A 12,893-nucleotide genomic window follows, 5' to 3' on the forward strand; every position below is an offset into this window, starting at 1 on the left:
GAGGCTCAGACAAATTAATTGTATTTCAGGGATGCATAAGTTAGCTGATAGGTTCCTTGGAAACTCAGCGCATGGTTTTTCCAAAGCTTAATACTTCGTTGGTTAAATCTTCTATATCAGCTTGCTGACTAAATATGCTGCGACTTACATGAACTGCAGCAGGAGCAAATGATGCACCGCAAGAACCGAGATGGGTTGTGCACCGTGCATTAGAAATTAGTCCATTTGAGTTGGATATCGCCCCGATAGTTGGATACCCATCAAACGCTACAGCACGTATGCCAACCCAACGTTCAGCAATGCCATTTTGCTCTAGTTGGATCAGATCTTCGGCTGTTAACTGCTGTCCTTCAGTATTTCTGCCCAATGCGATAGAAATGATTTGAGGCAAGATCTCATTCATCACATTAAGTTGTAATAAATTATTGTTTCTTGCAAAGGCTTGATCCTTATGCGGTTTCTGATCACTAGAGAAGGATTTTGCACCTGCTGCTCCGATAAAAATCATGTTGTCTATAACTCTTCCTTGCCAAGCAAGCGTCAGCCCTTCTTGATGGATCTCCATATAGTGATTAAATTGTTTATACTTACTTAGAATTTTTTCATTAACCCTAATATTAAGTTTTAGAGAAACACCAGCAAAACCAGAATAAGCGGGTTCATCAAATCCAAGTTTCTTTAAGGTACCTACAGATTCTCCTGGGCAAAAAACGTACTCTTCTCTATCATATTGGTGTTTATGGGCCTTCGCAGGCCTATCAAAAAATAAGACACCAGATATTGTATTAGGAGAACTATAGGTTACTCCTGTAACATTTCTATCAAATTTCAAATGGAAACAAGGTTTAAGCTCACCATGTTGATTGGTGTACCTACCCATTACATCGCTAAGATAGGCATAAAACTTTGGTAAAAATACTTGAGTATCAATACATCCACCTGGGCGCCATAGTGCAATAACATCTTCCTTCCATTGGTGTTCCCCAATAGTTGAATTTGCTTTACAAAAATCGGTAAGGAAGAGGTCTTTTTCCATCACTTCTTTTGGAGATAGTACCTTGCTGTTTATATAACCTAGCTCTTGATAATTACTTATCATGGTACTTGCTTTACGTTTAGCATTCGGATCTTTGTAAATAAGGTCAATCCGATATCCATCATGTAAAGTTCCTTCCACTGTTTTGGATTCACGGCAAGGGTTAAAATTCGATTCCTCTAAAATAGCTTTTAATTTACTGTCAGCATTATCATAGATGTGCTGCCATAGTTTCATGCTCATTTTTCCAAGTTCGAGCAGGGTTTTTGTACGTATCTGATGGCCTTCCTCATCAGTACTATATTCTTTTAGTTTTTTTATAAATTGCTCTGCCACCTCTGACTTGTATATTCCTTCTTCATCATCAACGCAGATCTCGTTACTTTGTAATAACTTGACAAGTTCTTGGCCTCTGGGGACTACAAATATTTCATCAGGCGTTAAACTGGGTACCAAGTGGCTAGTTGTGGTTTCCGACAGAGCTTTATTTTTTTCATAAATTATGACTCGGATAGGTGTATTTTTATCCTTTGCGTCGAGATAAGCAAAGTATGCTTCAATCGCTGCAACAATGCCGCCGCCAATGATTACCAATTTATGTTGAGGATAATTTTCTTCCAGGTTGGTTTTCTTCTTCAATTTTATTCTCACCAGATTTTTAACCGAGTGAAAATGCTAGCATTTTAAAATCAAAAAGAAATTTCTAATTTTGTTTGTTATAATTTCATGGATTTCTTAAATTTTAATTTTTTGAGCAATATATGAAAAAGAATTCGCATAAGACAAAGAATGGAAACCAAATTGAAAGCGCTGAAGGTACACTGTTGGATAGTACAGATAAAAAAATTCTTAACATCTTACAAAAGAACAATCAGGTAACTAATTTGGAATTAGCAGCTCTGATAAATTTATCTCCTCCCCCTTGTTTACGGCGAGTACGCAGGCTAAGGGAGCAAGGAGTAATTTCACATGACGTGTCTCTGGTTGATCCTTTTAAAGTAAAGCAACATCTGATTTGTTTTGTTAGCGTTTCTTTAGAAAAGCAGGGGGATGATTTCTTAGCTAATTTTGAACGCAAGATGAATGAGTGTGAGGAGGTTAAACAATGTTACTTTATTTCTGGAGAAGTCGACTATTTATTAATGGTCCATGTTGAGGATATTTCTGCCTATAATGAATTCATTCGGCGGGTTTTTGTTAATATTCCTAACATTAAGTCCTTCAGAAGTAATTTTTGTTTAACTCGCATTAAATATGATACCTCCGTCACACTTTGAGTTAGGAAATACTGTCATTGAAAGCGATCAAGTTCTTTGCTTGCAGAACATTCCACTAGGTGTTTTTGAAACCACTTAAAAGCAGATTCTGTAGCATTCTCAATATCCGCTCCATGCGAATACAAAATGTTTCAGGTTCATTGGGAAAAGCTGTTTTATATTTGTATTGAAGTTAACGATCCTATATCATCACGTGCTTTAACTTTGAACCATCGTAGGCTAGGCTTGTCGGCCCGGCTTATAAGAAAATGGATTTGAGCCTATGTATCAATTCAATCGGATTTTTACGCTTGATAATTTATTAAAGCTCAATAGTGCCGACTATCTTTTCATTACACGGGTCAATAGTGGTTTCTATAGTGAAAAGGATTATTTAAAAAAATTTAAAGTAGATTGTGATTTAAATTTTATTGTAAAAATTGCCAAAGCATCTAAAAAATTTGAAGAAATTTGCAGACAAGAACAATACAACGATTGCTGGAATGAACAATATCAGATACTTGGTAATTTAATATCAATTAATAGTGAAAAACCCATATCATTTAATACACACGACTCCGATTGCTTTGATTTGCTGAGAGGGGAGTTGTTTTTTTATTATTCTCAACTTGAGCTAATAAAGTCGAAGAAAGATTTTTCACTTGATGAACGGCTATTTCTTCAAGAGGCCATACAATACAAATCAGTGCATGCCATCCAACGCTATCATGCCTATCTTAACCAACAAATTGAAAGCAATGTATTTTCTTCAGCCGAAACAGCAGCTTATTTTGGGGATATGATTAAAAATTGTAAATCAATCCTTGAACTATATGGAAGCTATGCTTATCTAATGCTAGCAGAGACCTATTATAATTATGCACAGTGGCTTAGGGCTCAGGGCAAAGAGGATCTAGTCCCAGTTATGGTCAAAGCTGCTTTAACATGCTGTATGGCAGCCGATGACTTTTCTGAGGCCAGTGTCTTTTCAATTCATAATGCTAGTTTCGGGAAGGGGCTTGAGGAAAGCAATTCATTGAAACTTATGCCTGACTCTTTTATAAAGTTTTTAACTGACTGGATTCAACATGAGCCCAATGATAATTCTTTGCCAGAGTCTAGGAAACTATAATCTTAGCCCCATCGACTTTGCTGTCAATCTTCTCTTCACTAATAGGTGTCAGAGTTGGTTCTTTAAATAGACCTATCTTACTCAGTGTCTCGGTTTTTCTAGCCAGTTTTTCAGTTGAGATCACTGGCACCTCAAGATCGATCGTCTCATGAGCAAACCGAGAGCTTAATTGTGCTCGAGTTTGCGAAACAATATGTTCAACAAGTTCTTCTTTTAAAGGGCTAAATTGTGTTTTTATCAGCCTATCTACGGTAAGTTTTGAAGGTGTTACCCCTAAATCTTTGCAGATTGCATCGATTTCAACGGGAGTTAGAGCTGCGGCAATTGCCTGGATTGCACTTTCCAGGTACTCATTGGCATAGCCTCTTAATTTAGTTTCATCAGCAAAGCTGTCATTGGCAAATTTCCACTCGACTCTAGGCCTTAGACTAGACTCTTTATCGCTAAAGTCATAAAAAAACAGGGATACCCTTTGGTTAAGATCTGAGTATAACTGTGGTGCAGCTCGATCATGCTCCGGTGTATCAGCACTATCTTTAATTACAAGATTAAAGGAATCACTTGGAAGGATAATGCCATGGGTTAAAAGCTGAATAATATCATCACAAGGTTTCTTGATTAGTCCCTTTAAATGCTTTTCATCAGTCACATTGTCAAGACGAGCAAATAGCATAGAGCTGCCAAAGCAATCTTCATTTTTTTTATCCCGTGCTTGAATACCTTCTATAGCCAATTTTTGGAAACTTGGCATCACTAAGGCTGATAGCTGATGACCTTCATGGCTAAGAGTGACTTCTCTTAGTGTTTGTGTCTCTAAACCAAGCCCGGCTAGGGCTGTTGTCATTTGCATTTCATCTGCCACAACTCGTTGCCAGTTATCATAGACAAAATTGAAATTAGTTCTTGCTGAGTAAGCGTCAATAAAATTATCTAAATTAGGTAGGGCAATGACATCACCCGCAGTAGTTGAATATATTCGTTTACATCCACCACTGGCGAATACAAATCCTGGTGTAGATCTATCCTGAGGCTTTAAAGCCTGTATCTCAGCTCTAAGTGCCGTCTTTCTTTTTAGAAGTTCCTTATAGTCATTGCTATCTTCATTTGTGGAATCCATCAGATCAGCCAATTCACCGAGTTCACAACGAAGTTTGTAAACGGCATTTTTATGCCATTCCAAAGTAGTTCGATTAACTAATTCAAAGTTTCCTGCACTAGATACGACATTGGCTATCTTGTTTTTTCTAAAAGAATGCACCAAAGAATGAACTGCATTTTGGTATTGAAGATCTATTGAAGAATCAGTTTTCTTTTGCATAAATCCACTCAATCTATAGCTAATAATAATAACAATTATACAAAGTGATTATTAAAAGAGTATTATGAGCAGAGAAAATCTAAGAATATTAGGTTGTACCCTGAGCTTGCGGGAAGAGTGCGTGACCAAGACAGGCCATTAATTTAGCCTATATCCTCGATGATATTAAGAGGTGGCTTTATGATAAGTGGCATAGATAAACTAAACTCAGTCAAACAAGCGTTTAGGCATTCATAAAACCTCACGGTTGTTCAAGATGACAATTCTCTGACTTGAGGGGTAATTATTAATAGATAATATTAAAAAAATAGAAAAAAAGCCTGATATCTTCGTAAGAGATAGGAAAGAAATAATGTATAAATTAAGAGTTGACATACAAATATAACCATTTAATAACAATAAGTTATCTTTGTAGGTTTCAAAGCAACTAAGGTTCAGCAAGAGAGCTCGTAAAATCAGTTGTAAACCCAGGTATAAAAAGATCTTTATTTGCTCATAATATTTAAAAGTGATATTTTCCGTGCAATATTTAATCTTTTAGTGGTCATTGTGGCAAAAAATACCTTGTATCAGTTTCTCCTTAGCTTTAAACAAGAAGCGGCGGAACGTAGCATTCGAATTGAACAGGATAGCAATAGAAAACAGGTTCCTTATCTTCGAATCTCTCTACCGGAAATAGATAGCACACCCTTGAAGTTACTAGCTCATCATATCAGTGTTTATGCGAGTGAAAGTGAATCAAATCCATTCCTGAGTCAATATCACTATACCGGGATGTTTATGGATGAGCACGGCCATACATGGAAGGCGCATCTTTATTTTAACGAAGAGGATCTGATAATTCACAGTTCTTACACTCCGGTTAAGAGTTCGGTGGTTAGTTCTTCTACTGACACCATTAGTCATGAACCAACAAAGTTGCCATGTAGAGATGAAGAAATGTTCCCACTGGTAGAATCAGTCTGTAAGCCAGTAATGAGCATTATACGAGCCAGGTTTAATCACAAGGTATCATCGCTTTGCGAGGCCTATCAGCGCTTAGAGCAAGAGGCAGCTGAGCTATCAAAGGACCCGCGATGTCCACATTATCCGACAAAGCTTGCAGAGATTTGTGAGGTGCTTCAAGAGCTCGACCCTTTGGTCAGGCATTCTAATTATTGGGCTATTCAGAAATTTATAGAGCGCTTATTGGGGAGCATAAAAACCGACCTATCTCCGCTAGAGCCTATTCAGGAAGAACCTATATCAATGTCCTCTCCTTCCTCTTCCTCTTCCTCTTCCTCTTCAGCTGATCATCAATCCCTGTCTTTTTTCTCTCAGGCACCTATAAAACCAAAGAAAGGGCGGCAGTTAGATGAGCAGGCGCTCGAAGATTTATCCTTGCGTTTTGCTAATCTGAAAGTTGCAAAACCAGAGGAGCAGGCTCAGCAGTTTACCTATTTGTTTGCTAAGTTAAATTCCTTAGCTCTTTTAGCTAGAGGAAATACCTTGGCAAGGTTGCATCAGTTTTATCAGGACATGAGGATTTTTGGTGAGCAGGTGTATAAGAGAGCTCTACTGCTGGGATATTTTGAAGCGGCCGCAACAATGACGATGTTTCACTATTTGTTATCCGACCAATATATGGAATTAGCCTTGCACTTAAGAAAAGCGCCTCTATTAGAGTTTGTCCTGCAATACGGTGATAAATCTCTACTTAAAAGACCTGTAAAAGTTAAGGATCTTGCTTTTCCTTCGTCCGTTCACGCCTGTATCGGCTTGGATAAATCGAGCAGCCCCATGCAGGATTGTTTGGCTGTATTAGTAAAATATGGGGCATCCATGTTGCAACGATTTGATAATGGCTTACCCATTGGCCATATTATTTTATCTAGGAAACAGTCGACGCTCATGGGTGCATTGGATCGCTATCCTGATAGTACCTATTATTGCCCTGCATTTTTTAATCATTTGATCAGTGCACTGACTGTTTTTATCAATAGCCATCCAGAAATGAGTGAAGAAGAAAGAGAGTCATTGGAAGCCTCAATTAAATTCTATTTTCTCAAGAAAACAGCAGCTAACTGGACTCAATATATGCAAACCTCTGCTGCTGGCAGGAAGTACCTCAAAGATATTAGAGCTAGAAAAGACTTTATTGATAAGTTTCCCAACCTCGGAAAAATAATGAATGATTTTGACCTTTTGGTGCTTGTAGCAGAAGAACAGGAACTAGAAATGCAGTATCTCCAACGATGTAGTGAGAGTGATCGACAGCGCTGGTTTAAATCCTCAGGCGCCATTGCGAAGGCTAACATCGATGCTGATATTGTCTCGTTGCTGGAAACTATGCCTTCTGAGGCGTGGAAGCAAGTCATGCTTAATCAACATAGCAAAGGAATAGCAACGTTAAATCTCGCTTATGAGACTTTATTGCAAGAAAATAAAATCAAGAGGAAGAGTAATCATCAAACACCGCGCTCTCGAACCACTCATGTCTTATGTGAGAATATGGTGCGAGCCGAAAGTCAGATAACTCAATTATCAGACAAGTTTCGGAAGATTAGGGAAAAAAGGGAATTAGAAGAGTCTATTGCTGAGTCAACAACTGAGGCAAGTTACCGGCTTTGATCTTGAAGCCTTTCCATGGTTTGCTTGGGATTGTTGTGTGAATAGATGTAGCCTGGATACCGCGCATAAAGCGCGGTACGTAGGCATTCTTTTTTAAATTAGGATAAATCAGCTCTTATCTCTATTTTTTGTGAGGAACCCTCAGGGCTTAACCGCGGGATCTTTGACGACCTGCTACATAGCCAATCGACTTTCCTCTCTAGGTTCTTGATTAGTTTCTGTTGAAGAAATAGAGCTTGCTGTAGCTCTTGCTCTATACTCCTCCAATTTCGCTAAATATCCGTTATCCATAGCCATTATAATTAACCCATCTTCAACTTGTGTAACATCCACAACTGTCTTGCCCTGAAGCCCAAGCTCTTGTCTTATATCTTCATCTTCAGAAAGGAGTTGTTCGAGCTTATAATTTGTCAAGTCCTCATATTTTGGTTCTATATCAGCATCCAACTCAATTTCTTTTACTAATGCGAGACCTAATAATGAAGCTGTTAATTTGTAATAATCCATTTGAAAATGTTGTTCAATAGTATTCTGCATTGCATAGTAACTATAACTATCCTCTTGATCATCCACTTCAGCCGTAGCTAGAAAACATTCATAAACCGGCTCTTCAACTACATTTGCTACAATAGCAACTTTAAATTTTGACATTTACTACTCCATTTTATTGATAAGATATAAACCAACACAAGGTTTTTATGCCAGTCTCTTAGAGTCAAAGTGATAGCTCTAATTCAATCGCAGTAACTCCTGCAATTTCATTAATTATCTCAATGTAAACTTAACTAATTTTTAAGATTCTTATTGACTTTTCAATAGTGATGATTAGTCAAATATAAAACAAAATGGTTTATTATGTTTCGCTGTGACAACTATAGAAACTAAGGAAAATATTTCTTGCATTAGTGAGGGAAGTCGCAGCTTTGTTCGGGACAAAACCAGGCAATCCCAAGAAAACTCGAATTCCCGTGGCTTGACCCATAGGTATCTACACAAATGTCTAAAAGCCTTAACAGAAAGGAAAACCTTGATTACGCTGCATCAAGGTTTCATTTAAAATTCACTGCTACGGGCTTTTAGATATTTGTGTAGATACCTATGGCCTTGACCGTGGGATCTGGCTGTAGTAAAGCTCGATATACCCCGCAGTCAAGCCGCGGGGATTTGGAGCGAAGTAGAGGAATTCAATAAGTCAGAATAGCGCGGCGGTGATAATTCAGCCGAGAATTATTGTAGTCGCTTACCCGAGCGATATATGTGTGCTGCAGCCGCTTGCGCAGTGGGCATTATTGTCATTTCGGCAATATCAACATGTTGTGGTCTGGTTAAACAATACAACGCCGCATCAGCAATGTCCTCTGCAAACAAGGGATTAAAGTCTTCGTAAAAAGCCTTCGCCTTGTCTTTATCATTCCAACGCACTTCGCTGAACTCTGTTTCGACTGCGCCAGGCGCTATTTCCGTTACTCTAATTGCACTACCTAGCAAATCCAAGCGCAGCGATTTTGTTAGCGCCCGAACAGCATGTTTGGTAGCACAATAAACATTACCGTTTGTATAGGCCTCTTGTCCGGCAATCGAGCCAATATTAATAATATAACCCCGATCGCGGCTTAGCATGCCTGGCAAAATAGTGCGGGTGACATAGAGCAATCCTTTGAGATTGGTATCAATCATAGTATCCCAGTTATCTATAGAACCCTGTTGTATAGGATCACTGGCAAGGGCAAGCCCGGCATTATTGATTAGGATGTCAACGTTTTGCCAGCCCTCAGGCAACTTACCTAAAACTGAGTGAACCTGAGCCTTATCGCGTACATCTAAAATGAGGGGGATGGATTGGGTACCATGTGTTTCCTCTAAATCTTTGGCAAGCTGTTCTATACGTTCTTGTCTGCGTGCGCAAAGAATAAGTTTTGCACCCTGTTTGGCGAAAAGCCGTGAACAGGCTTGCCCTATACCACTCGAGGCGCCTGTAATTAAAATAATCTTGTCCTTTAAATCGGTCATTTACAATCTCCTGTTAATTCCCTGGCTCATGGAGATAGAACTCTCATGTTCCATTGATAATCATTTAGGTAGTACTCGTTAACATCAGATAGTTCATCAAGGCGAAAAGCATAAAAAACAAATCGCTTAGGAAGGAAGCGAAAACCACAATAATAGGGGTTTAAGGGTAGTTTTTTATTCATATACTCAGTTTCTATGGCTATTTTTTTATCTTCTAAAATTTGTTTTGAACTGATCACTTGCATAGAAGTAGGCGCATAAGCAGCAAACCTGAGCTGGGCTGAATGCGGATAGCTAAGCCAATAATCGCTCGTTTCCACCTCTGATAATAATTTAACCTGGCCTTCAAGCATGACTTCCCGTTGCAATAGTTCAAACCAAAAGGTTAGGGAGGCCTGAGGATTATCAGTTAATTCGCTTACCTTCCTGGTTCCCTTTTGTGTAAAAAAGACTAAATCATGTGCGCTAATTTCCCGAATAGCAATAACTCGGCTATTCGGCACAGCCTTTAGTGAGGCGGTCGCCAGAACCGCATGTTGTGGATTGGGGGCACCAGCATCTTTTTCTTCTGCAATCCATTGATTTAAAAGTTTAAAAGGCATTTCAGCACTCAACGATTTATTCCAAGCAAACGATCTTAACACGTGGATTTTTAATTAAGAATCAGTCTGAGTATAGTATACCCAAGTAACTTCAAGATGCATGATTTCATCCTTGATTAAGGCGCTTTAAAACCCACCAACACTGGTATTGCCTGCTCAGCCTTTTCCGCTGAACTTACAAAATCTAATAAAACAGCCAATTCTTTCTGAACATTTCTGGCGAGATTATCTACATAGTTATAACGCCCTTTAGATTTGTCACCTTCATAAACAGTCAAGTATCTATTGCAATGATGTTGAATCTGAAGCAAGGTGTCGACTCTTTTATCCGCTCTTTCATCGGGTTTTAGTTGTTCATAGTCACCAACAGCATCAATAATATTTTGCGCTTCTTTAGACGTTCCAGTGCCTATGAAACCATTTTTCCACAAAAGAATATGAGCATGAAAACTTTTAGTCACAGCAAGTGAGCTATTTGCCTTGCCATCTTTATTAACTATTGTATAGGCGAAATCTCGGCCATTTAAAGCAGTTACACTGTTTTGGGAGATGGAATTATTAAACTCAATATAGTTATCAATATGGTGCACATCCATCTTAGTTGTTAGATCATGAATCTTCTTGCTGAGCTCATGAAGTGGTCCATCCTTATGTGCCTTATTAAATTGCTCACAAGCACGCTCAACCTTATCTAGTGCCTGATCAAGACTATAGATCTCTCGTTCATACTTTTCTGGTGTAACAAATTTTTCATGATCTAAGTTGTCTTGCAATTTAAAATAGTCTGCCAAGGCTAATTCAATCTCTTTCATTAGTGGCTTATCAGCAATCTGTATAGCCAGTTCTTTTAATTCTTGATAATCCCCGTTTTGCTCTTTACTCAGAGAAGGGCGAGGTTTGCTTTTATTTAAGCGACTAATTTCTTCTTTGACCTGAGAAACTTTTTCATGAGCATCATCATGATGAGCGGCCAGAGCACCTCTCATTTTATTCCATGAGGTAGCAGACTGAGTATTTTTTAGCATGCCTTTGGCTGTATGGATTGAACCTACACTAAGCATGTCCTTGCCCACTTCAGCTGTATCGATAATATCTGGAAAAACGTTGGAGCCAGCATTGTTCCATAAATTTCCAATTAGATTAGCAACAAAGAAACCATGTTTCAGTGGGCGTACCAGATTCGCTATGCCTGCAAAAATTTGTCCACCAAAAATGTACAAAGGTGATAAAACAATATCAATAACCATCCATTTAACATCCCCAGGACTTGGGCCACGACCATATTTAATTGCTTCATTAGCCATTTTCACAGCAGAAACGGCGGTCGCCGTATAAGAAATGAAGCTGATACTACCTAAAATACCTGAGATAGGAAGTAATACAGGGGCTAGCACAGGAACAGCAATCCCTATAATCGCCAAAATTGCCGCCGGAATCCCTGTTGCTAAGCCAATAAAGGAGGTAGTAGAGGCAAGATCTCCACTGATAGCCTCGGTCATTGTCATTTTTTTTGCGCCCTCATAGTGCACATCAAGGAGGCGTTTAGATAGAACAGAGAGCAGCTCAACCTTTTCATGTTGGTCTTCGCCTACCTTATTTTTCAGGCTATATGATAGTTCGGTAATTTTTCGATGGGCAACAAGACAATCCTGGCGGGTCTGCATATTCAGCAGGGAAGAGGTGTTTAGGGTTTCGTTAAAATCCTTTTGAATTCGCATGAATTCGTCTTTAGCCTTTGGATCTTTGGGCGCAGCAAGTTCTTCATCTAAGATTTGTTTGATAGTTTGTAGTAAACAGCGTTCTTTTAATGAATTTAGATATTTTGTATATTTCTTCTCAAAGGCATCAATTTCTTTGAGTTTCTCAGGATCTTTCTTATTTTCTTTTTTGGCTTTTTTAATCAGTTCTTCTATTTGCTCATTGGCAGGACTGCCTTTGCCAGCTTTTTCAATCTTAGTTTCAAAAAGTCGAGCACCTGACCAGAGCTCGGGATAATCAAGGATACTATATTGATTTTCTGTTATTTTTGAACGGTCAAGCGTAGAAGGAGCATTTTCACTAACCCAAGATTTATGCTCTGCTTGAATTGCTCGATTGATACTATCAACATTACGCAGTTTAATAGCCATGATAAACCTCACTATGGCAACGCGTTATTAAGTTTAGTATAGACAGCTGTCTTGTACTTAAAGCTTAATTTTCAATCTATTATTTCTAATATTAGCACCTAATACTTAATTAAATATTACCTAAGTTGAAGGTTTAGATCCGCGGTAAGCCGAGGGAATTCGGTGCATAGGTCAGTCCAGTCCCCCTAACGCCCCGTCATCCTGAGCGCAACGAAGGATCTCCGGGATTAGCACGGTGCCACATTCAGGAGATCCTTCGCTGCGCTCAGGATGACGTAGTGCTGAGACAAGGAGGGTCTGACCTACTACAGACACTTGTATGGCATCGACCGCGGGGGCTGCTGGTGGTGCAAAACAGAGCACGCGGCCAAGCCGCGGGAATTCGGGGCCTCGTGCGGTATCAAGTAAAACAAAAGGAATAATAAGCATGAACAAACCAGATATAAGAATTGCCAGAGTATACAATCCCCCCGCACATAAAGAAGGGCTATGGCTTCTTATTGATAGATTATGGCCGCGTGGTATTAAAAAAGAGAGCATTCCCTTTGATAGCTGGCTTAAGGAAATCGCACCAAGCACTGAGTTAAGAAAATGGTTTCATCATGAGCCTGATAAATGGCCTGAATTTAAAGAACGCTATGTTGATGAGTTGGCTGATAAACAGGAACTGGTTAACGAAATAAAAAAAATGGCGATGAAATCACCAGTTACTTTGTTTTATAGCGCTAAAGATACTGAGCATAACCAGGCTCTGGTTTTACAGGAAATTTTAACCCGTTGATGAGTTATTGATTTTTTTT

10 protein-coding genes are annotated in these 12,893 nt (G+C 38.9%); 4 read left to right on the forward strand and 6 right to left on the reverse strand.

The window, feature by feature from the left end; translation table 11 throughout:
• Positions 1-64: 64 nt before the first annotated feature.
• Positions 65-1,675, reverse strand: coding sequence for an FAD-dependent oxidoreductase (locus tag BN1094_RS13260; RefSeq protein ID WP_043874922.1), 1,611 nt, complete (start codon positions 1,673-1,675; stop codon positions 65-67).
• Between the two features lie 122 nt (positions 1,676-1,797).
• Between BN1094_RS13260 and BN1094_RS13265 the strand changes: the two genes are divergently transcribed.
• Both BN1094_RS13265 and BN1094_RS13270 read left to right on the forward strand, forming a co-directional pair.
• Positions 1,798-2,313, forward strand: a complete 516-nt coding sequence (locus BN1094_RS13265) for an Lrp/AsnC family transcriptional regulator (protein WP_043874923.1) — start codon at positions 1,798-1,800, stop codon at positions 2,311-2,313.
• 262 nt (positions 2,314-2,575) lie between these two features.
• Positions 2,576-3,424 carry a DUF5630 domain-containing protein gene (locus BN1094_RS13270; protein WP_043874924.1) on the forward strand — a complete coding sequence of 283 codons (849 nt, stop codon included), beginning with the start codon at positions 2,576-2,578 and terminating at the stop codon, positions 3,422-3,424.
• On the opposite strand, the gene BN1094_RS13275 is transcribed toward BN1094_RS13270, so the two are convergent.
• Positions 3,411-4,742 carry a hypothetical protein gene (locus BN1094_RS13275; RefSeq protein ID WP_043874925.1) on the reverse strand — a complete coding sequence of 444 codons (1,332 nt, stop codon included), beginning with the start codon at positions 4,740-4,742 and terminating at the stop codon, positions 3,411-3,413. The two genes, BN1094_RS13270 and BN1094_RS13275, sit on opposite strands and share 14 nt — an antisense overlap.
• Before the next feature lie 489 nt (positions 4,743-5,231).
• Here BN1094_RS13275 and BN1094_RS13280 point away from each other — a divergent pair, with 489 nt between their 5' ends.
• Positions 5,232-7,352, forward strand: a complete 2,121-nt coding sequence (locus tag BN1094_RS13280) for a hypothetical protein (protein WP_043874926.1) — start codon at positions 5,232-5,234, stop codon at positions 7,350-7,352.
• Between the two features lie 174 nt (positions 7,353-7,526).
• On the opposite strand, the gene BN1094_RS13285 is transcribed toward BN1094_RS13280, so the two are convergent.
• From BN1094_RS13285 to BN1094_RS13300, 4 genes are all read right to left on the reverse strand, one after another.
• Complete coding sequence (locus BN1094_RS13285; RefSeq protein WP_044011579.1) at positions 7,527-8,003, reverse strand: hypothetical protein; 477 nt, start codon at positions 8,001-8,003, stop codon at positions 7,527-7,529.
• A gap of 576 nt (positions 8,004-8,579) precedes the next feature.
• On the reverse strand, positions 8,580-9,362 hold the full coding sequence (locus BN1094_RS13290; protein ID WP_044011580.1) for an SDR family oxidoreductase: 783 nt from the start codon (positions 9,360-9,362) through the stop codon (positions 8,580-8,582).
• 26 nt (positions 9,363-9,388) lie between these two features.
• The gene (locus BN1094_RS13295) at positions 9,389-9,964 is read right to left on the reverse strand and encodes a pyridoxine/pyridoxamine 5'-phosphate oxidase (protein WP_044011885.1); all 576 of its coding nucleotides are present in this window, start codon (positions 9,962-9,964) and stop codon (positions 9,389-9,391) included.
• Positions 9,965-10,080: 116 nt separating this feature from the next.
• Positions 10,081-12,093 (reverse strand): hypothetical protein, encoded by a 2,013-nt coding sequence (locus tag BN1094_RS13300; RefSeq protein ID WP_052403294.1) that lies wholly within the window; start codon positions 12,091-12,093, stop codon positions 10,081-10,083.
• A gap of 427 nt (positions 12,094-12,520) precedes the next feature.
• Here BN1094_RS13300 and BN1094_RS13310 point away from each other — a divergent pair, with 427 nt between their 5' ends.
• Positions 12,521-12,874 carry a DUF488 domain-containing protein gene (locus BN1094_RS13310; protein WP_044011582.1) on the forward strand — a complete coding sequence of 118 codons (354 nt, stop codon included), beginning with the start codon at positions 12,521-12,523 and terminating at the stop codon, positions 12,872-12,874.
• Positions 12,875-12,893 lie beyond the last annotated feature (19 nt).

Origin of the sequence: Legionella massiliensis, assembly GCF_000756815.1 — a bacterium.
GTDB lineage: Bacteria > Pseudomonadota > Gammaproteobacteria > Legionellales > Legionellaceae > Tatlockia > Tatlockia massiliensis.

What these genes read in the sequence shown, in the direction of transcription:
- BN1094_RS13265 (WP_043874923.1), top strand. Translation starts at nt 1,798, where the DNA reads ATGAAAAAGAATTCGCATAAGACAAAGAATGGAAACCAAATTGAAAGC.
- BN1094_RS13270 (WP_043874924.1), top strand. Translation starts at nt 2,576, where the DNA reads ATGTATCAATTCAATCGGATTTTTACGCTTGATAATTTATTAAAGCTC.
- BN1094_RS13275 (WP_043874925.1), bottom strand. Translation starts at nt 4,742, where the DNA reads ATGCAAAAGAAAACTGATTCTTCAATAGATCTTCAATACCAAAATGCA.
- BN1094_RS13285 (WP_044011579.1), bottom strand. Translation starts at nt 8,003, where the DNA reads ATGTCAAAATTTAAAGTTGCTATTGTAGCAAATGTAGTTGAAGAGCCG.
- BN1094_RS13290 (WP_044011580.1), bottom strand. Translation starts at nt 9,362, where the DNA reads ATGACCGATTTAAAGGACAAGATTATTTTAATTACAGGCGCCTCGAGT.
- BN1094_RS13295 (WP_044011885.1), bottom strand. Translation starts at nt 9,964, where the DNA reads ATGCCTTTTAAACTTTTAAATCAATGGATTGCAGAAGAAAAAGATGCT.
- BN1094_RS13300 (WP_052403294.1), bottom strand. Translation starts at nt 12,093, where the DNA reads ATGGCTATTAAACTGCGTAATGTTGATAGTATCAATCGAGCAATTCAA.
- BN1094_RS13310 (WP_044011582.1), top strand. Translation starts at nt 12,521, where the DNA reads ATGAACAAACCAGATATAAGAATTGCCAGAGTATACAATCCCCCCGCA.